Source organism: Pseudomonas sp. TE3911, assembly GCF_054062775.1.
On the sequence record NZ_JBSSFP010000001.1, the window covers coordinates 2,671,697 to 2,690,440 of the forward strand.

16 protein-coding genes are annotated in these 18,744 nt (G+C 58.9%); 9 read left to right on the forward strand and 7 right to left on the reverse strand.

What is annotated here, in order from left to right:
- Window positions 1–28: 28 nt before the first annotated feature.
- The 4 genes from ACVWXD_RS12205 (at window position 29) to ACVWXD_RS12220 (ending at window position 3,656) form a co-directional block, all read left to right on the forward strand.
- Complete coding sequence (locus ACVWXD_RS12205; RefSeq protein ID WP_260367241.1) at window positions 29–775, forward strand: hypothetical protein; 747 nt, start codon at window positions 29–31, stop codon at window positions 773–775.
- 61 nt (window positions 776–836) lie between these two features.
- Entirely contained in the window at window positions 837–1,517 is a 681-nt protein-coding gene (locus ACVWXD_RS12210; protein WP_032887048.1) for a C39 family peptidase, read from the forward strand.
- A 38-nt stretch (window positions 1,518–1,555) separates the two neighbouring features.
- A complete protein-coding gene (locus ACVWXD_RS12215; RefSeq protein WP_457371068.1) occupies window positions 1,556–2,299 on the forward strand; it encodes a hypothetical protein in 744 nt (247 codons plus the stop codon).
- Window positions 2,300–2,348: 49 nt separating this feature from the next.
- Window positions 2,349–3,656 (forward strand): autotransporter outer membrane beta-barrel domain-containing protein, encoded by a 1,308-nt coding sequence (locus tag ACVWXD_RS12220; protein ID WP_181643697.1) that lies wholly within the window; start codon window positions 2,349–2,351, stop codon window positions 3,654–3,656.
- Window positions 3,657–3,765: 109 nt separating this feature from the next.
- On the opposite strand, the gene ACVWXD_RS12225 is transcribed toward ACVWXD_RS12220, so the two are convergent.
- Window positions 3,766–5,091, reverse strand: coding sequence for a sigma-54 dependent transcriptional regulator (locus ACVWXD_RS12225; RefSeq protein WP_032887052.1), 1,326 nt, complete (start codon window positions 5,089–5,091; stop codon window positions 3,766–3,768).
- 357 nt (window positions 5,092–5,448) lie between these two features.
- Between ACVWXD_RS12225 and ACVWXD_RS12230 the strand changes: the two genes are divergently transcribed.
- A complete protein-coding gene (locus tag ACVWXD_RS12230; RefSeq protein ID WP_032887053.1) occupies window positions 5,449–5,709 on the forward strand; it encodes a hypothetical protein in 261 nt (86 codons plus the stop codon).
- 67 nt (window positions 5,710–5,776) lie between these two features.
- Here ACVWXD_RS12230 and ACVWXD_RS12235 read toward each other — a convergent pair whose 3' ends face one another.
- From ACVWXD_RS12235 to gnd, 3 genes are read right to left on the reverse strand one after another with little or no spacing between them, the layout of a single operon-like run.
- Window positions 5,777–6,601 carry an HAD family hydrolase gene (locus tag ACVWXD_RS12235; RefSeq protein WP_095185908.1) on the reverse strand — a complete coding sequence of 275 codons (825 nt, stop codon included), beginning with the start codon at window positions 6,599–6,601 and terminating at the stop codon, window positions 5,777–5,779.
- The gene (gene zwf / locus ACVWXD_RS12240; RefSeq protein ID WP_032887056.1) at window positions 6,598–8,121 is read right to left on the reverse strand and encodes a glucose-6-phosphate dehydrogenase; all 1,524 of its coding nucleotides are present in this window, start codon (window positions 8,119–8,121) and stop codon (window positions 6,598–6,600) included. The genes ACVWXD_RS12235 and zwf overlap by 4 nt, the downstream gene beginning before the upstream one ends.
- Window positions 8,118–9,101 carry a phosphogluconate dehydrogenase (NAD(+)-dependent, decarboxylating) gene (gene gnd / locus ACVWXD_RS12245; RefSeq protein WP_095185909.1) on the reverse strand — a complete coding sequence of 328 codons (984 nt, stop codon included), beginning with the start codon at window positions 9,099–9,101 and terminating at the stop codon, window positions 8,118–8,120. The genes zwf and gnd overlap by 4 nt, the downstream gene beginning before the upstream one ends.
- Before the next feature lie 272 nt (window positions 9,102–9,373).
- Between gnd and ACVWXD_RS12250 the strand changes: the two genes are divergently transcribed.
- From ACVWXD_RS12250 to ACVWXD_RS12265, 4 genes are all read left to right on the forward strand, one after another.
- The gene (locus ACVWXD_RS12250) at window positions 9,374–9,553 is read left to right on the forward strand and encodes a DUF6026 family protein (RefSeq protein WP_256226376.1); all 180 of its coding nucleotides are present in this window, start codon (window positions 9,374–9,376) and stop codon (window positions 9,551–9,553) included.
- A 161-nt stretch (window positions 9,554–9,714) separates the two neighbouring features.
- Window positions 9,715–11,472 carry a phosphoethanolamine transferase CptA gene (locus tag ACVWXD_RS12255; RefSeq protein WP_032887059.1) on the forward strand — a complete coding sequence of 586 codons (1,758 nt, stop codon included), beginning with the start codon at window positions 9,715–9,717 and terminating at the stop codon, window positions 11,470–11,472.
- Between the two features lie 114 nt (window positions 11,473–11,586).
- Window positions 11,587–13,815 carry a TonB-dependent siderophore receptor gene (locus tag ACVWXD_RS12260; RefSeq protein ID WP_457371069.1) on the forward strand — a complete coding sequence of 743 codons (2,229 nt, stop codon included), beginning with the start codon at window positions 11,587–11,589 and terminating at the stop codon, window positions 13,813–13,815.
- A gap of 144 nt (window positions 13,816–13,959) precedes the next feature.
- Window positions 13,960–14,169 carry a hypothetical protein gene (locus ACVWXD_RS12265; protein WP_095185911.1) on the forward strand — a complete coding sequence of 70 codons (210 nt, stop codon included), beginning with the start codon at window positions 13,960–13,962 and terminating at the stop codon, window positions 14,167–14,169.
- A gap of 99 nt (window positions 14,170–14,268) precedes the next feature.
- Here the strand turns inward: ACVWXD_RS12265 and ACVWXD_RS12270 are convergent, their stop codons facing one another.
- From ACVWXD_RS12270 to pepN, 3 genes are all read right to left on the reverse strand, one after another.
- Complete coding sequence (locus ACVWXD_RS12270) at window positions 14,269–14,760, reverse strand: GNAT family N-acetyltransferase (protein ID WP_095185912.1); 492 nt, start codon at window positions 14,758–14,760, stop codon at window positions 14,269–14,271.
- Window positions 14,761–14,932: 172 nt separating this feature from the next.
- Window positions 14,933–16,036, reverse strand: a complete 1,104-nt coding sequence (gene zapE / locus ACVWXD_RS12275) for a cell division protein ZapE (RefSeq protein WP_260367245.1) — start codon at window positions 16,034–16,036, stop codon at window positions 14,933–14,935.
- A gap of 39 nt (window positions 16,037–16,075) precedes the next feature.
- A complete protein-coding gene (gene pepN, locus ACVWXD_RS12280; protein WP_181643702.1) occupies window positions 16,076–18,733 on the reverse strand; it encodes an aminopeptidase N in 2,658 nt (885 codons plus the stop codon).
- Window positions 18,734–18,744: the final 11 nt, after the last annotated feature.

Sequence of the window (18,744 nt, forward strand, 5' to 3'; positions counted from 1 at the left end):
CAACTAATTAGAAGCAAGGAGAAACACCATGAAACCTCAAATGGCTCTGAAACCAATGGTTTTCGCTCTCGCCGCACTCATGGCTGCTGCTGCTCAGGCAGGTGGTGGTTGGCACCCTGCGCCTCAACCAACCGGCGTTGTTGCCTCTGTCGTTACAGACGTACAAAACAGCGGCGGCAACAAGTTTGACGACACCAAAACCGAAAACAATGCCTCTGCCGACAACTCGGTAAACGGCAACAGCGGCAACACCGGTGTTAACGTTCAGTCGGGCAGCGGTAACCAGGCAGACAACTCTGGCGCCATCTCCAGCGCCAAGGGTGACTTTGCAACAGTATTCGCTGTCGTCGACGTCAATCAAAACAGCGCGCTGAACAACTTCGTCAACAAAGGCACCCAGAACAACGCCTCTGCGGATAACTCCCTTAACGGTAACTCCGGCAACCTGGGTTACAACGGCCAGGCCGGTCAAGGCAACCAGGGTAAAAACAACCTGGCAATCACCACTGCTGATGGCAAAAACATCGCAGCGGCCGCCAACACCGAGCAAAACTCCCTCGCCAACAGCTACCTGAACACTGCTGCTACCAGCTACGGGTATGGCCATGGTGGCAAGGCTCAATACGTGTCCAACAACTCCAGCCTCGACAACTCGGTTAACCGCAACTCCGGCAACGTGGGTGTGAACCTGCAATCCGGCTCGGGCAACCAAGGCAGCAACAGCCTGTCGATCGGTCAAGGTTGCACCGTCTGCTCCAGCGGCGTGCGCTTCTGATCCAACGGGGCCTTGGCAACAAGGCCCTTTTTTATTCCAGTGTCCAGCAGGTCACACGATCATGCGCCTCGCGACCCTCACCCTCCTGATGTTACTCACCGGCCCAACGTGGGCAGGCAACATGGCGATCTCCGCCCTGCCTGGCGGTGCAGTGATCTACAAGAAGGTCGAGAGTATTCGTGAGCGCCGGTTCGCCAACCTGGTGGAACAGAAAACCGATTTCAGCTGCGGTGCTGCGGCACTCGCCACCATTCTGCGCCAGGGTTACTGGCTGGACGTGGACGAAGATCACGTCATCAAAGGCATGTTGGTCAATGCAGACCAGGACCTGGTACGTACCCAGGGCTTTTCCATGCTGGACATGAAGCGCTACCTCGAAAGCATCGGCATGCGTGCCCGGGGCTACAAGATCGGACCAGAGACCCTGGTCACCGTGAAGATCCCTGTGGTGGTGCTGCTGGAAATTCGTGGCTACAAGCACTTCGTGGTGATGCAGCGCGCGGACAAGGACTGGGTCTATATCGGCGACCCGGTATTGGGCCACAAGCGCTATTCGCGTGACGACTTCCTCAAGGGCTGGAATGGCATCGTCTTCGCTGTGCTGGGTGAAGGTTACGACAAGGCCAATGCCTTGCTCGACCCGCCTACTCCGCTGACCGCCAAGAACCAGTTGAATGAGTTCAGGCCCGTAGGCGATGCCGAGCTGATGGACTTCGGTTTTATCCAGAGCGACTTCTTCTAAGAAGCGCAATAAGGGGCAGGACGCTCCAGGAGCAGAAGATGAACACTTCCCGTTGGCTGACGGTCATGTGTCTGGCAGCCTCAATGCCCGCTTATGCTTCATCGGGGTTCAAACCGATCGAACTCAAGGATTCGGAAATGGCCGACCTGCGCGGCCGCTACGTCATGCCGGGGCGCATCATTAGCTTCGGCATTGTCATGAGCAGCACGTGGACCAACGCCGTGGGAGACACCATCACCGGCAAGGCCAGCATGCAGGTCGACTCGTCGACTATCACTCCACAATTCTACGTACAGACCACCGGCTCGACCGGCACCGGGACCAACCCGAACACCGGCACCGGCACAGTCACAGGCGGCGCCGGGCTGGGCAGTGGCCAAGGCGTGACCCAGAGCGTGCGAACCGCTGGCGATGGCAACACCGCCTATAACAACGTAGGCATTACCGTCGAGAACGGCTTCGCGCCTTCCAACGCGGTGCAATCGGGGCAAGTACTGGTCGCCGGCGGTACCGTTACCGGGGACAGCGCAGCAGGTCGAGTCAGTGTGTCGGCCAACAATGGCGGCTTGCAGATGGCGATCCAGGCCAATCATAACCAGGGCAACAGTTTGCAGCAGATCGGCGGCGGTACTGTGCTGCAAGGTACGGTTTTGACCGGCAACACCAACTTCGTCAACAACATGACCCAGCTCAACGTCGTGATGAATAACAACGGTTTGAACAACGGTGCGCTGAACTGCAACTTGGACCAACTCAAAGGCCTACGCACCCTCGGTTATTGAACTACGCTGACCCTCGACACTTACGCATTAGAAAAGGACGGCTTATTTCATGCATCGATCGTTATCGCTTCGTGCGGTGGTCTGTTTAAGTACGCTCTTGCCTGCATCCGTTCTGTATGCCGCGCCAGACGCCGATATAGAAACGCTCAAACAGGAACTTCTAGAACTCAAGCAGCGGTATGACGTTCAGCAAAAAGCTTTGGCGGTATTGGAACAACGGGTACGACAGGTCGAAGATCAACCGTCGGCACCGGCGCCCAAGCGCCTGGCCAAATCCCCGGCAGACTTTCAGAAAGCCAGTGGTGCGACGGTCGCAGGCACGGGCGCCGCAGCAGCATCCGGCGGCGCCGGTGGTGGTGGCGGGAGTTCCTACGGCCAGTCCCTCAAGGACGACTCGGCCCCTGCGCAAAGTGTGAGTAACCTCTATAACGAAGCCAGCGGCTTTTTCGGGAATGGCAAGTTCAGCTTTGAAACCGGCATTACCTATGCCCGTTACGATGCTCGCCAGTTGACCCTCAACGGCTTCCTGGCGCTGGACTCGATTTTCCTCGGCAATATCAACCTGGACCGGATCAAGTCCGATAACTGGACCCTGGACCTGACCGGGCGCTACAACTTCGATAATCGCTGGCAGTTCGACGTGAACGTGCCCGTGGTGTACCGCGACTCCACCTACCAGTCCGCCGGCGCCGGCAACAACGGCACGGCGACGTCGGAAGCCTCGGTCACGCGCGACCCGACCATCGGCGACGTCAACTTTGGTGTGGCGTACAAATTCCTCGACGAAACTCCCAATCTGCCGGACGCCGTGGTGTCGGTGCGGGTCAAGGCGCCTACGGGTAAAGAACCGTTTGGTATCAAGCTGGTCAACACACCCGGCAACGACAACCTGTTCGTGCCGGAAAGCCTGCCTACGGGTAACGGGGTCTGGTCGGTCACGCCGGGGATTTCCCTGGTCAAGACCTTCGACCCGGCGGTGTTGTTTGGCTCGCTCTCCTACACCCACAACTTCGAGGGTTCGTTCGACGACATCAGCAGTGACGTCAACCAGAAGGTCGGCGGCAAGGTCAGCCTGGGCGACAGCTTCCAGTTTGGCGTCGGTGTGGCCTTTGCCCTCAACGAGAAGATGAGTATGTCGTTCTCGGTGTCGGACCTGGTGCAGCGCAAGAGTCGGCTCAAGCCTAATGGCGGCGACTGGCAGTCGGTGGTGTCCAGTGATGCGAACGCCGGGTACTTCAACGTGGGGATGACGATCGCGGCATCGGATAATTTGACGATCGTGCCGAACCTGGCGATTGGGATGACGGATGATGCGCCGGACTTTACGTTTAGCCTGAAGTTTCCGTATTACTTTTAACTGATCCGACGGCGTATTCCTGAGGCGAAGGAGCTTGCTCCGATAACGTAATAAAAGGAAAAGCCCCGCAACGATAAGGGTCGTTGCGGGGCTTTTCGGTTTACCCGCCCTAGCGGATCTGGTGTTTGTGCAGCAACCGATAGAACGTTGGCCGGGAAATTCCCAGGACGCGGGCAGCGACACTCAAGTTATCGCTGTGCCGGTTGAGCACATCGCACAGCGCCTGACGTTCGGCGCGGTGTTTGTAGTCTTCCAGTGTAGACAGGGGTGGCGAAATTGCCTGTTCGCTGATCAATCCCAGATCAATAGCCTCGATCTGCCGCCCTTCGGCGAGTACCAGGCCACGACGCACGCGGTTGGCCAACTCGCGCACATTGCCCGGCCACGGGTGTTGCCCCATCGCCACCAGCGCGTCCTCGCTGAAACTGCGCGGACGGCGGCCGGTTTCCTGGCTGTAGAAACGTGAGAAGTGGTTGGCCAACATCGCTACGTCGCCGTGGCGCTCGCGCAGCGGCGCAGTGACCACTTGCAGCACATTGAGTCGGTAGTACAAGTCCTCACGAAAAGCCCCCTTGGCCACAGCGGCTTCGAGGTCGACGTGAGTTGCCGCCAGTACCCGCACATCCACGGGGATGGGCTGGCTACCGCCGACGCGCTCAACCTGTTTCTCCTGGAGAAACCGCAGCAGATTGGCTTGCAGTTCCATGGGTAAATCGCCGATTTCATCAAGGAACAGCGTGCCGCCATGGGCCGCTTCGATGCGCCCGACCTTGCGCTGATGGGCGCCGGTGAAGGCGCCCTTCTCATGGCCGAACAGTTCGGATTGGATGAGGTGTTCAGGAATCGCGCCGCAGTTGATCGCGACAAAGGGCTTGGCGTGGCGTTGGGATTGGCGATGCAAGGTCTTGGCCACCAGTTCTTTACCGGTGCCACTGTCACCACGGATCAAAACCGGGGACTCGGTGGGTGCGAGCTTGGCCAATAGCTTGCGAAGTTCGCGAATCGGCCGACTGTCGCCGAGAAGTTCGTGCTCCGGCTCATTTACAGGTGTATTGCCCTTGCCGCGCAAGCGCGCCATGCCAAAGGCCCGGCCGAGGGTAACCTGCACGCGCGCGACGTCAAACGGCAGGGTATGGAAGTCGAAGAACCACTCGCAGACAAAATCACCGACATTCTGCAAACGCAGCACATCCTGGCTGAGCACAGCGATCCACTCGGTGCCGCTGCGGCCGATCAATTCCTTGACTGCTTCGGGGCGCTCCAGGTGATAGGGCTGCAACCGCAGCAAACCCAAGTCACACGACCGGTCGCCCACCGCCTCCAAAGCACAGCTGTCCACCTCCCAACCTGCCGTGCGCAAACCGGGCAATAGCCCATGGCAGTCATCACAAGGATCGACCACGAGCAAGCGGCGTTGCGCAGGTGTAACAACCATGACTATTCCTTGGCGCCAAAATTGTTGATTGCTGGAGGTAAAGTTATTTAGAAACAACGGTTTGTGGCGCTCAGCGCTAACACTAGCAAAATCTTGACGCGGGCCTTGTACCGTTTCGCTATAAGTGCGGGCAAAAAGCCACCCACTGTCGCTTCCATCAAAAAAAGTTGGGCACGGCTAAAACTTTCATTCAGCTTTCAAAACAGTCGCTTACATGACAGTCATCAGGAAAAGTTAAAATTTGTTGCTCTAACATGTGACCCGTACCCCGTCATCGTGCATCAGTACAAGTAACCCGCCGCACGGTCAGCCCAACCGCCGGTACTCACTTGAATGGGCATTTAGAGAGAGACCCACATGAACGCCCCGCTCCGCATCAACGAAGCTCTTTTGATCGCAGACCGTGCTTTTCAGCCCTTTCAGTGCGTGGCCTGGCACGATGGCAACGGCGCCTTGAGCCTGAGCGTCATCGACCGCACCAATACCCGTATTGGCAGCAAACAACTGTCATCGAACACCTACAGCGACCCGGCGCAATTGGAAGACCTGCTGTTGCAGGCCCGTGCCGAACTCGACAAAGATGGCTACCAGTTGCAGTCCTGGGCCATGCCTAAGTAAGTTGCTGCACCAACTTCCGATCACTGCAAGACACTGATCGGAAGTTGGGCAACTGAACTTAAGACGTTTATCGCGCAGCGAGAATAAACCGCTCGATTGCCTCTGCAGCACCGTCATCAATATTACTACCGGTGACCACATTGGCCTGGCGCTTGACGGTTTCTTCCGCCTGCCCCATGGCAATCGATAATCCGGCTACCTGAAACATCGCCGGGTCATTTCCCCCATCGCCGATGGCCGCCGTCTGCTCCAGCGGGACCCCAAGGTGCGCCGCGAGGGTCTTCAAGGCCTCGCCTTTATTGGCCAGCATGGCCGTCACATCCAGATAAATCGGTTGCGAACGCGATACCTGCGCCAGGCCTTGCACCTTGGGCTGTAAACGCGCCTCCAGTTCCACCAACAACTGCGCGTTGTTGCTGGCGGCGACGATCTTGTCGATCCGATCCAGGTACGGCTCGAAACTCTCCACCACCACTGGCCCATACCCCAGGCCATGGGCTTCGCGCGGTTCCATCGGGCCTGGCGGGCCACGGCGCAGCCAATCACCGTCGGCAAATACCCATGGTTCCACGTCCGGCTCGGCCGAGAACATCGCCAGTGCGACCAGCGCCGCCTCCGCCGGCAGATGGTGGGCAACCAGGATGCTGCCGTCCGGGTTGATCAAGGTGCCGCCGTTAAAACCGGCTACCGGCACATCGATCCCAAAGGTTTCGATCAGGTGCAGCATGGCTTTGGGCGGTCGCCCGCTGGCGAGGCTAAAAAATACCCCCGCCTCGCGCAACGCACTGACCGCATCGACCGTGCGCTGGCTCAGACGGTGATCTGGGTGCAGCAACGTGCCGTCCACGTCGCTGAGGATGAAACGGATGGGATGAATCGCGGCATCACTCATCCCAGGGTGTGCCAAGTGCGACCATCGCGGGCCAGCAACGCATCTGCAGCAGCAGGACCGTCTTCACCGGCCTTGTAAGCCTGGATTCCATCGTCTTCCTTCCACGCATCGAGAAATGGCTGCACAGCACGCCAGCCGTTCTCGATATTGTCGGCCCGCTGGAACAAGGTCTGATCGCCGGTCATGCAGTCGTAGATCAGGGTTTCGTACCCGGTCGACGGTTGCATCTCGAAGAAGTCCTTGTAGGCAAAGCCCAACTGAATGTTGGCCATATCGAGGGTCGGCCCTGGCTTTTTAGCCAGCAGGTCAAACCACATGCCTTCGTTGGGCTGGATCTGGATTTTCAGGTAGGTGGGCTTGAGCTCATCAACCTCGGTATCGCGGAACTGCGCATAAGGCGCCGGTTTAAAGCAGATCACGATTTCGGTGTCGCGCACGCTCATGCGCTTACCGGTACGCAGGTAGAACGGCACACCGACCCAGCGCCAGTTGTCGATCATCACCTTGAGGGCAACGAACGTCTCGGTGCTGCTGTCGGGCGCGACGTTGGCTTCTTCCCGGTAGCCCGGCAACGACTTGCCGCCGATTTCGCCAGCGGTGTACTGCCCACGCACCGAGTTGGCCCGCGCATCTTCCAGGGACCACGGCCGTACCGCGCCAATTACCTTGGCCTTTTCACCGCGCACAGCGTCGGCACCAAATGCGGCGGGCGGTTCCATGGCCACCATCGCCAGCAACTGGAACAGGTGGTTCGGCACCATGTCCCGCAGGGTGCCGGTTTTTTCGAAGAAATTACCCCGGGTTTCCACACCAACGGTTTCGGCGGCGGTGATTTGCACATGATCAATGTAATGGTTGTTCCAGAACGCCTCGAACAGCACGTTGGAGAAACGGCTGATCAGGATGTTCTGTACGGTTTCCTTACCCAGATAATGGTCAATGCGGTAGATCTGCTTCTCGCTCATCACCTTGAGCAAGCTGGCGTTCAGCGCTTCGGCGGTGGCGAGGTCGGAGCCGAACGGCTTTTCGATCACCACACGCCGGAAGCTGTCATCAGTCTCCGTCAACAATCCGGCGCTGCCCAGGCGCTGCACCACTTCACTGAAGAAGCGGGGCGCGGTGGCCAGGTAGAACACAGCGTTGCCGGTGCCGCTGTCGGCGATTTTCTTGCCGATGTCGGCATAGGTGCTGTCGTCGAGGAAATCACCCTCGACGTAGCTGATGCCTTTGGCCAACTGCGCCCACAAGTCCGGGTCCAAAGCGTTCTCGCCATTACCCTTGACCTTGCTCGCAGCCTCGGTGCGAATGAAATCCTCGAGTTTCTTGGCGAAGTCGGCATCGCTGATGGCGTTGTGATCAACGCCCACAATGCGCAGCCCATCGCCCAACAGGCCATCACGACTGAGGTTGTACAGCGCCGGCATGAGCAGGCGCTTGACCAGATCGCCATGGGCGCCAAACAGAAACAGCGTGGTTGGGGGTGCGGGTTCGGCCTTGGGTTTCTTGCCGTTAGCGGTCATTTTTTGGAAGTCTCCACATGACCACCAAAGCCGAAGCGCATGGCAGACAGCATCTTGTCACCGTAGGTGCTCTGCTGGCGCGAGCGGAACCGCGCGAACAACGAGGTGGACAGCACCGGTACCGGCACGGCTTGTTCCATGGCGGCTTCGATGGTCCAGCGGCCTTCGCCACTGTCGGCGACGGAACCCGAGTAGTTTTCGAGTTTCGGGTCGGTGGCCAGGGCGTCGGCGGTCAGGTCCAGCAACCAGGACGAAACCACACTGCCACGGCGCCAGACTTCAGCGATATCGGCAACGTTGAGGTCGAAACGCTGGTCTTCCGGCAGGTTGTCCGAGTTCTTGGTCTTGAGGATGTCAAAACCTTCGGCGAAGGCCTGCATCATTCCGTACTCGATGCCGTTGTGGATCATCTTGACGAAATGCCCGGAACCCGCAGGACCGGCGTGGATATAACCCTGCTCGGCGCGCGGGTCTGCGGAGGCGGAACGGTCCTTGGTGCGCGGGATATTGCCCAGGCCCGGTGCCAGTGCGGCGAAGATCGGGTCGAGGCGTTGCACGGTCTCGGTATCGCCACCGATCATCATGCAGTAGCCGCGCTCCAGGCCCCAGACGCCGCCAGAGGTGCCGACATCAACGTAGTGCAGGCCCTTTTGCGCCAACGCCTTGCCGCGACGAACGTCATCCTTATAGTTGGTGTTGCCGCCGTCGATGATCACGTCACCGTCTTCGAGCAGCTCACTGAGTTCATTGATGGTGTTTTCAGTGGGGTCGCCTGCTGGCAACATCACCCACACGGCGCGAGGCTTTTGCAGCCCGGCAACCAGGGCTTTCAAGTCGGCAACGCCAGTGGCGCCCTCCTCGCTCAAGCCTTTGACAAATGCTTCGTTACGGTCGAAAACAACGGTGGTATGCCCATTGAGCATCAGGCGCCGTGCAATATTCCCGCCCATGCGGCCTAGTCCGATAATCCCCAGTTGCATGTGCTGATGCTCCTAACTACTAAATAAATGTGTGACATAGTTTATAGCGCAATGAGGCTAATGAGGGTTAGTCAGGGGCAGATCCATGTAGTTTCATGACAAAAAAGTTGCCATCGTTTCAACATCACAGCAGCAAAAGTCACAGGACCACCAAAAATAAAAAAGTTCCATTGCGCTGAAAAAGAATTCAGAATTGCTTCCGACTGTTGCCGAGAACCTCGACTCAAGCGTTCTGGCACACCGCGACACACCGGCTATTTGCGAGGTAAGCAATGAGCACTGCACAGATGACCCGTCCTCCCCAGACCCTCTACGTCACGCTCCGTCGCGATGAACTGCGCCAGTTGAAAGACGAACGCGAGCAGTTGCAGCAGGAGGTCATGCGCCTGCGTGCTCATATCATTCAAGCCCAGCTGGATCAGCCTTACGGCGCGCAACCTGCGCTCTGCTGAGCCCTGTCATGACTTTGTAAGATAACGGCTACACAAATCTCACAAAGTTTTCACACGCACTTCCCGATACTCCCGCCCACAAGGGCCACCCCAATGCAAGGGTGGCCTCTATTGCGCGCAGCCCTGCGCGTGATTGAAAAACTACCGGGTTGGAGCGCTGGATGGCGATGTTCGAACGCAGCACTAAGTCTGCGAAAGGCTTTGATTGGGCCGGTCTTGGCTGGCTATTCCTGTTTTTCTGGTACTTCTCCGGCATCACACAACTGCTGATCCAGCTCAGCGGCACGTCCGGCTTCAGTGGTTTTCGCCAAGCGTTCTTCATGAGCGCACTGTGGCTCGCCCCCCTGCTCGTTTTCCCACGCCGTACGCGCTTACTCGCCGCCCTGATTGGCGTGGTGCTGTGGGCCTGCTCCATGGCAAGCCTGGGTTACTTCTTCATCTACCAGCAGGAGTTTTCCCAAAGCGTCATCTTCATCATGTTCGAGTCGAACATCTCTGAAGCCGGTGAATACGCCACTCAATACTTCGCTTGGTGGATCGTGCTGGCCTTTATTGCCCACACCGCCGTAGCGGTTTTCCTGTGGACCCGCGTGCGACCGGTGTACCTGCCGCGCGGCCAAGCCCTGGTGGCGGCAACGGCGATCCTGGTGGCCATTGTCGGATACCCGCTGGTCAAGCAAATTGCCCGCAGCGACACCCTGGACGATGCCATCGACCGCTTTGAATCGCGCATCGAGCCTGCCGTGCCTTGGCAGATGATCGTCGCCTATCGCCGCTACACCGAACAACTCGACAACATGCAAGGCATGCTCGACAGCGCCAGCCAGATTGCGCCCTTGACCAATCTCAAGGACACCATGGCCGGCCAGCCCTCGACCCTGGTGCTGGTCATCGGCGAATCCACCAACCGCCAGCGCATGAGCCTCTACGGTTACCCGCGCAACACCACGCCGGAACTGGACAAGCTGCGCGACCAACTGGCGGTGTTCGACAACGTCATCACCCCGCGCCCCTACACCATCGAAGCGCTGCAACAGGTGCTGACGTTCGCCGATGAAGAGAACCCGGACCTGTACCTGAAAACCCCGTCGATTGTCAGCGTGATGAAACAGGCCGGCTACAAGACTTACTGGATCACCAACCAGCAGACCATGACCAAGCGCAACACCATGCTCACGACCTTTTCCGAACAGGCCGACGAACAGGTGTACCTGAACAACAACCGCAACCAGAACGCACGCCAATACGACGGCGACGTCCTCGCGCCATTCTCCAAGGCCCTGGCCGATCCAGCGGAGCGCAAGTTCATTGTGGTGCACCTGCTCGGCACTCACATGAGCTACCAGTACCGTTACCCGCCGACGTTCGACAAATTCACCGATCGCCAAGGCGTACCGGCAGGCATCAGCGATGATCAATTGCCCACCTACAACAGCTACGACAATGCCGTGCTGTATAACGACTTCGTGGTGTCGAGCCTGATCAAGGATTACGCCAAGACCGATCCAAACGGCTTCCTGCTATACCTGTCCGACCACGGTGAAGACGTATTCGACTCCGCCGGCCACGCCACACTGGGACGTAACGAAGGCAAACCGACTGCGCCGATGTACACCATTCCCTTCATGGCCTATGCCTCGCCGAAATGGCGTGAGAGCCATGACTGGAGTTTCGCCGGCGATCTGCAACGCCCTTACACCAGCTCGCAGTTGATCCACACCTGGGCCGACCTGGCCGGGTTGAGCTCCGATGAAATCGACCGCAGCAAAAGCCTGGTGAGCGACAGTTTCAAAGCACGTCCGCAACTGATCGGCAACCCGTACTTGCGCCAGCAGAAGGCCCTGATCGACTTCAGCCTGATCAAGCCGAAGAAGGTTGGCCCGACCGATGTGGTGCTCCAGGAAGCGCCGGGTTCGTAACAGAAAGATAACAATCATTCTCGTTTAACCCTAAAGTTCCGCTCCTCCTTTCGTCTTTGAGCCAAGGCCTTCCCTTTCCGGGGTGGCCGCAAAGACGACAAGGAGTCTCACGCGATGTTCGCGCCAATTACCCGTTCCATGACCCTCACGCTCGGCCTGTGCAGCGCCGCGCTGAGCCCGGACCTGCTGGCTGAAACCGACCCCGAACAGACCCAACTCGAACTCGGCGCCACCCGCATCACCGCCGAAGGCCTGGGCGCAACCACTGAGCACACCGGTGCCTACACCACCGGTTCGATGAGCACCGCCACCCGCCTTAACCTGTCCGTGAAAGAAACCCCGCAGTCGATTTCGGTGATCACGCGCCAGCAAATGGACGATTTCAATCTGAATACCTTGACCGACGTGCTGCGCCAGACCACCGGTATCAACGTGCAGCACAACGACTCAGACCGCGTGTCCTACTCCTCTCGCGGCTATGGCATCACCAATTTCCAGATTGATGGGATGCTCAACACCTTCGGCTACATGAAGTCCGACGCTGACACCATCATCTACGACCACATCGAAGTGGTGCGCGGCGCCACGGGCCTGACCACCGGAGCGGGCGACCCTTCAGCCACTATCAACATGGTGCGCAAGCGCCCCACCGCCCAGTGGCAGGCGAAAACCGGCGTAAGCGCGGGCAGCCATGACAACTATTACAGCTACGTGGACGTGGGCGGCCCGCTGGCGTTCGACGGCAAGTTGCGCGGGCGTACCGTGCTGGCCTATCGCGACAGCCAATCCTTCCGTGACAACTATGAGCTACAGCGGGAGGTCGGCTACGGCATTCTCGAAGGCGATCTGTCAGACGACACCGTGCTGGCCGTAGGTTTTGATTACCAGAACAAACAAGTCCAGGGCACTTCCTGGGGCACCGTGCCGTACTGGAACAGCCAGGGCGGCAAGGCCGGGCTGTCGCGCTCCACAAACATGGCCGCGCACTGGAGTTCCTGGCCGCTGACGGACAAGACCACTTTCGCGACCCTCGAACATCGACTGGGTGGCGATTGGCATATCAAAGCCGCCTACACCCATCGCCAGAGCGACACAGATGGCAAGGTCTACTATGGCGGCTCGGGTTTCCCCAACGACGACCGCAGCGGCATGACCGCCTGGGCGAGCCACATGCGCGGCACCTCGCGGATGGAAGCCATCGACCTCAACCTGGCCGGCAGCTATCAGTTGCTGGGCCGCGAACACGCCTTGATGATGGGCTACGGCGAGGCCGCGCAACGGGACAGTTCGCCGTTTATGCGCGAGAACATCCCAGCCGGCTACTACAGCATTGAAGACTGGAAATACATGGGCGGGATCGCTAAGTTCGGCGACACCGTCACCGGCCTCAAAGGCGAACACAGCAGCAAGGAACAGAAGGCCGGCTACCTGGCCACGCGACTGAGTCTCACCGACCGCCTGCATGCGGTACTGGGCAGCCGCTATGGCAGTTGGGAACTGAAAAGCGCAGCCCCCCGATACGACGACAACGACCAACTGACCGCCGCCGGCAAAACCAGCCAGACCCACAACGACATGTGGACGCCCTATGCCGGGCTGCTTTACGACATAACACCGGAGTACACCGTCTACGCCAGCTACACCGATATTTTCAAACCCCAAAGCCTCAAGGATGCCAACAAGAAATTCCTTGAGCCTGTAGTGGGCAGCAACTACGAAGTGGGCATCAAGGGGAGTGTGCTGCAAGAGCGCCTGAACCTGGCGGCGGCGTATTTCTGGAGTACCCAGGACAACGTTGCCGAGCGCGATTACTCGGTGCCACGCAACCCAAGGACCGGCGAGGAATATTACAAGTCAGGCGGCAAAGGCAACAAAGTGAACGGCTTCGAACTGGAAGCGTCCGGGGAAGTGATGCCCGACTGGAACCTCACGGCAGGCTACACCTACACCCATTCGGTCAACGGTTCGGGCAACCGCAATAACACGGGTCAGCCGCTGAACCTGCTGAAAGTATCCAGCGCTTACCGCCTGCCGGGTACATGGCGCAACCTCACCGTCGGCGGCGCCGTGAACTGGCAAAGCGATTTCTATGATTTCAGCAATCGACCGACCGGTGCGCGCGATACCGACGGCGACCCGATCACCACCCGGGCAAAAATCACGCAGCAGGCCTACACGGTGGTTAACCTCATGTCCCGCTATCAATTCGACGACCATGTTTCAGCGTCGCTTAACGTCAACAACCTGTTTGATAAAAAATATTACGAGCGTGTCGGCTTCTATAACGGCGTGTACTGGGGTGATCCGCGCGCCGTTACGTTGGCCTTGGACTGGAGACTTTAAAGCGCACAACCCGAAGTTAACGAAATTGTTAACTTCGGACGTTTCTCGAGTTAATTCCCACTTAATAAGATCGCTGCAAAATCGCCCCATGAATCTGCTCAAGGACAGAACGGATAACCGATCACACTTAATGAGAATACCCCGATGAAACTCTCGACTTTGATGCTTGCCAGCCTGATGACCCTAGCCTCCGCCGCCGCTTTTGCAGAAGATGGCTCGGAGCGCGCGAAGGAGTACTACAACAACTTCACCTTCATGCAGCAGAAGGTTCACGGCACTAACGAGCAAACAGCATCCGCCGACGACACGTCTTCCAAGACCAGCACCACCAATCAGGAACAACCGAAGAGTTAATTAATGTTTAGTTAATCCGCAACACCCTGGGCCATTCCGCTCCGTTGGCAAAGGTTTATTGGGCGCCATTTAATGGCGCCCTTTTTTGCCTGTTATTTATTAAAGCGGCTTGTTCCAGAACAGCATACGGCCATGAGCCGGATCAAACTTTGAATCATCAAAGCCAAACTTTCGATACGCCGACTGAGCGATAGCATTACCCTCAAGCACCTCCAGGGTGATCTTGCAGCAACCGCGCTGGCGGGCAATTTCCTCGACCTTTTGCAGCATTTTCTGACTCAGGCCCAGGCCGCGGAACTCATTCATCACCACCACGTCATGAATGTTGACCAGTGGACGGCAGGCAAAGGTGGAGAACCCTTCAAAACAATTCACCAGCCCCGCCGGCACGCCACCGACGAACGCCAGCACACTGAAGGCATGGGGGCGCTTGGCCAATTCGGCCGGCAGTTGCTCTAGAAGGTCAGCGGGCAGGCTATGGCTTCCGCCCATGGGGTCTTGTGCGTAGTGGTTGAGCACGCGGCCTATGGCTTCAGCGTGCACGGGGTTGGTGTAGCTGGCTTGCAGCACCAGGATATCTGGGGTTTCCATTGCCTTCCTCGATCACGACAACAAGGGAATCGGCTCCCTTTGAGGGGCTCGATTGTAAGCGTGGAGTCGGCGGTAGATGAAGGAGAAAAACTACAAATATCTGCCAGAAAGCGCGAGGTTCATGCCGACGAAAAAGCGCTGGCGGCAGATTTCGGAGGTTGCCCTGCACGCCTTAGCCGAAACGCTGCAATTGCATCTCCTGCAGCCGGCTCAGGGTGCGGCGGAAGGGAAACTCCAGGTAGCCCTGGGTATAGAGGCGCTCCAGCGGCACTCGGGCCTCGATGAACAGGGGCACCTTGCGGTCGTAGCACTCATCCACCAGGGCGATGAACCGACGCACGCTGTCGTCGTGCACCGACAACTGCGGCAATTCGCGATCACCCGCCACCACCCGCTGGGCGCCGTCTTCGGTGCCTCGGGCAATCCGGCCCGGGCGCTGCTGCGCACTCAGGTCAGGCACCTCGCCGAGTAAAATCGCCTTGAAGCGATCACACAGCAGCATGAAGTCCATAGCGGCCAAGGGTTGTTCGCACAGGTCGGCATAACGACACCAGAGCACGCTGTCACTGGACCGCACCGTCACAATGCTACGGTGACCGACAACGACCGGCTCGTGGCTCACCACCTGCCCTTCTGCCAATTGCGTGAAGACAGCCGCAAGCGCCTCGGGCTGATTCACCCAATAACGCTGCATGCCGACACCTGGATGCAAACGATGGTCTTCACCGCCGTCCACCGCCACCACCCGCATATGCTGCTTGATCGCTGCGATACCCGGCAAAAACCGTTCGCGGTTGAAGCCATCGGAATACAGTTGGTCGGGAGGCTGGTTGGAGGTACAGACCATCACCACACCTTCCTCGAACATCACCTGGAACAACCGACCCAGGATAATCGCGTCCCCGATGTCATTGACGAACAACTCGTCAAAGCAAAGTACGCGCACTGCCTGGCTCAGCTCTCGCGCCAGGGCCTGCAACGGGTCGGCGGTGCCAGTAAGCTCGAATGAACGCTGATGCACCCACCCCATGAAGTGATGAAAGTGCTGACGCCGCGCCGGCACTCGCAGGCTCTGGTAGAACTGGTCCATCAACCAGGTTTTGCCCCGACCCACCGGCCCCCACAGGTAGACACCGGTGACCGGCGCACGCCCTTGGTGCAGAGCCTCATGACAGGCTTGAAGGGCATCCACCGCCCGCCGCTGGGCGTCGTCAGCGACGAAGCCCTGTTGGGCGATGGCGTGTTGATAGGCAGCGAGAGGCGAGTCGAAAGTCATGCACGCACTCCTGACAGGCCGTTTTCTTAAACTTCGAACTTACGCAAGGCTCTTACTGACCACCTCGAAGACATCGCTCGACAGCTCGCCCGAACCACGAATGCGCTCCAGCTCGGCCTTCATCAGCGCCTGTCGCGCGCTGTCGTATTTACGCCAGCGGGTCAACGGCGCCAACTGGCGCGACGCAATCTGCGGGTTGAAGCCATTCAACTGGATCACCAGATCCGCCAGGAAACGGTAGCCGGAGCCATCCGCCGCATGGAAGTTGATCAGGTTCTGCCCGGCAAAGGCGCCGATCAGTGCACGCACTTTGTTCGGGTTTTTGAGCGTGAACGCCGGGTGCTCCATCAACGCCTGGACCCGCGCCAGCCCGCCCGGCAAGGTGCTGCCAGCCTGCACGCTGAACCACTGGTCCATCACCAACGGGTTGTCCTTGAAGTTCTCGGCAAACACCGCCAACGCCTGGGCTTTTTCCGCCTCGAACGGCGAGTTCACCAGCACCGCCAGCGCGGTCAGACGCTCGGTCATGTTGTCACTGGTATCGAACTGCTCCAGGGTGGCCGCCAACACCTCAGGCTTGCCGCTGAGCATCAGGTACGACAGGGCGATGTTCTGCAAGGCGCGACGGGCAAAGTGCTCGGCCGCTGCCACATATGGGGTTTGCTTGGACAGGTCGCGATTGGCCTGATAACGCAGCCACAGCCCTTCGAACAGGTTGTCGGCCAGTTGCTTGCGTGCAAATTCGCGTGCGGCGTGGATCGCATCCACATCCGCCACTTCGCTGATTTCTGTCAGGTAGGCTTCGCCCGGCAACGAGAGCATTTCCGCGACCATCGCCTGGTCCAGGCTTTCGTCGCTCAGTACCGTACGCAGCGCGTCGATCAGGCGTTGATCCATTTTCAGCGCCTGGCCCGCCTGATGCTGGCCAATCAGTTCCTGCAACACCTGCACCGACAGTTGCTGGCCGGCATCCCAGCGGTTGAAGCCGTCGCTGTCGTGCTGCATCAGGAACATCAACTGATCGCGGTTGTACGGGAAGCTCAGTTTCACCGGCGCAGAGAAGCCACGCAGCAGCGACGGCAACGGCTGTTCAGCGATGTCGACAAACGTGAACGTCTGCTCGGCCTCAGTCACCGAAATCACGCGGGACGTACCACCCGCCGCTGCTTCACCGACCAGGCGCAAGGCGATACCGGCGCCCTTCCCGTCCAGCAAGCCCAGCTCAACTGGAATCACGAACGGCAGTTTCTCGACCTTGTCCGGGGTTGCCGGGCAGCTCTGGCGGAAGGTCAGGCTGTAGGTCTTCGCCGCGGCATCGTACGACTCGCTCACCGCCAGACGCGGTGTACCGGCCTGGCTGTACCAGCGCTTGAACTGGCTCAGGTCGGCGCCGTTGGCGTCTTCCATGGCCTTGATGAAATCGTCGCAGGTCACGGCCTGGCCGTCGTGGCGCTCGAAGTACAGGTCGCTGCCTTTACGGAAGCCTTCGGCGCCCAGCAAGGTGTGGATCATGCCGACCACTTCCGAACCCTTTTCGTAAACAGTCAGGGTGTAGAAGTTGGAGATCTCGATAAAGCTGTCCGGGCGCACCGCATGGGCCATCGGGCCGGCGTCTTCGGCGAACTGGTGGGTCCGCAGGTACGCCACGTCCTGGATACGCTTGACCGTGGCCGAGTTCATGTCAGCCGAGAAGCCGGAGTCGCGGAACACGGTGAAGCCTTCCTTGAGCGACAGCTGAAACCAGTCGCGGCAGGTCACGCGGTTGCCCGACCAGTTGTGGAAGTATTCGTGGGCGACGATGGCCTCGACGCGCTGGTGCGCGGCATCGGTGGCGGTTTCGGCGCGGGCCAGCACGGCGCTGGAGTTGAAGATATTGAGACCCTTGTTCTCCATGGCGCCCATATTGAAGTCGTTCACCGCGACGATCATGAAGATGTCGAGGTCGTACTCACGGCCATAGGTTTCTTCGTCCCAGCGCATGGATTTCTTCAGGCTGGTCATGGCGTGCTGGCACTTGTCGATGTTTTCTGGCTCGACGTAGATGCGCAACGCCACTTCGCGCTGGGTCATGGTGGTGAAGCTGTCTTCGACGCACCACAAATCCCCGGCCACCAGGGCAAACAGATAAGCGGGTTTCTTGAACGGGTCTTCCCACGTCGCCCAGTGGCGGCCGTCTTCACCGGGGCCGCTGGCAATCGGGTTGCCGTTGGACAGCAGCACCGGGTAGCTGTGCTGCTCGGCGATCACCGTGGTGGTGAAGGTGCTCATCACATCCGGGCGGTCGAGGTAATAGGTGATTTTGCGGAAGCCTTCGGCCTCGCATTGGGTGCAAAACATGCTGCCGGATTTGTACAGGCCTTCCAGAGCGGTATTGGTTTCCGGGTGGATCTTGACCGTGGTATCGAGGGTAAAGGTCGCCGCCGTCGGGTGCACGGTCAGGTGGCTATCAGTCAGTTGGTAGTCAGCGTCCGTCAGTTCCTGGTCGGCCAGGTTCACGCTCACCAGCTCCAGCTGCTGGCCATCGAGCACCAACGGCGGCAGGCCCGCGCCACGCTCGGGGTTACGGCGCATCACCAGCTGCGCGTGGACCAGGCTGTGGTCCTCGAACAACTCGAAGGTCAGGTGCGTCTCATCGATCAGGTAGTCCGGCGCCTGATAATCCTTCAGGTAAATCATCTTCGGTTGTTCGGTGCGCATGGGTGGCATCC

What these genes read in the sequence shown, in the direction of transcription:
- ACVWXD_RS12215 (WP_457371068.1), top strand. Translation starts at nt 1,556, where the DNA reads ATGAACACTTCCCGTTGGCTGACGGTCATGTGTCTGGCAGCCTCAATG.
- pepN (WP_181643702.1), bottom strand. Translation starts at nt 18,733, where the DNA reads ATGCGCACCGAACAACCGAAGATGATTTACCTGAAGGATTATCAGGCG.
- ACVWXD_RS12270 (WP_095185912.1), bottom strand. Translation starts at nt 14,760, where the DNA reads ATGGAAACCCCAGATATCCTGGTGCTGCAAGCCAGCTACACCAACCCC.
- ACVWXD_RS12235 (WP_095185908.1), bottom strand. Translation starts at nt 6,601, where the DNA reads ATGAGTGATGCCGCGATTCATCCCATCCGTTTCATCCTCAGCGACGTG.
- ACVWXD_RS12220 (WP_181643697.1), top strand. Translation starts at nt 2,349, where the DNA reads ATGCATCGATCGTTATCGCTTCGTGCGGTGGTCTGTTTAAGTACGCTC.
- ACVWXD_RS12265 (WP_095185911.1), top strand. Translation starts at nt 13,960, where the DNA reads ATGAAACTCTCGACTTTGATGCTTGCCAGCCTGATGACCCTAGCCTCC.
- ACVWXD_RS12225 (WP_032887052.1), bottom strand. Translation starts at nt 5,091, where the DNA reads ATGGTTGTTACACCTGCGCAACGCCGCTTGCTCGTGGTCGATCCTTGT.
- ACVWXD_RS12210 (WP_032887048.1), top strand. Translation starts at nt 837, where the DNA reads ATGCGCCTCGCGACCCTCACCCTCCTGATGTTACTCACCGGCCCAACG.
- zapE (WP_260367245.1), bottom strand. Translation starts at nt 16,036, where the DNA reads ATGACTTTCGACTCGCCTCTCGCTGCCTATCAACACGCCATCGCCCAA.
- ACVWXD_RS12260 (WP_457371069.1), top strand. Translation starts at nt 11,587, where the DNA reads ATGTTCGCGCCAATTACCCGTTCCATGACCCTCACGCTCGGCCTGTGC.
- ACVWXD_RS12230 (WP_032887053.1), top strand. Translation starts at nt 5,449, where the DNA reads ATGAACGCCCCGCTCCGCATCAACGAAGCTCTTTTGATCGCAGACCGT.
- ACVWXD_RS12250 (WP_256226376.1), top strand. Translation starts at nt 9,374, where the DNA reads ATGAGCACTGCACAGATGACCCGTCCTCCCCAGACCCTCTACGTCACG.
- ACVWXD_RS12255 (WP_032887059.1), top strand. Translation starts at nt 9,715, where the DNA reads ATGGCGATGTTCGAACGCAGCACTAAGTCTGCGAAAGGCTTTGATTGG.
- zwf (WP_032887056.1), bottom strand. Translation starts at nt 8,121, where the DNA reads ATGACCGCTAACGGCAAGAAACCCAAGGCCGAACCCGCACCCCCAACC.
- gnd (WP_095185909.1), bottom strand. Translation starts at nt 9,101, where the DNA reads ATGCAACTGGGGATTATCGGACTAGGCCGCATGGGCGGGAATATTGCA.
- ACVWXD_RS12205 (WP_260367241.1), top strand. Translation starts at nt 29, where the DNA reads ATGAAACCTCAAATGGCTCTGAAACCAATGGTTTTCGCTCTCGCCGCA.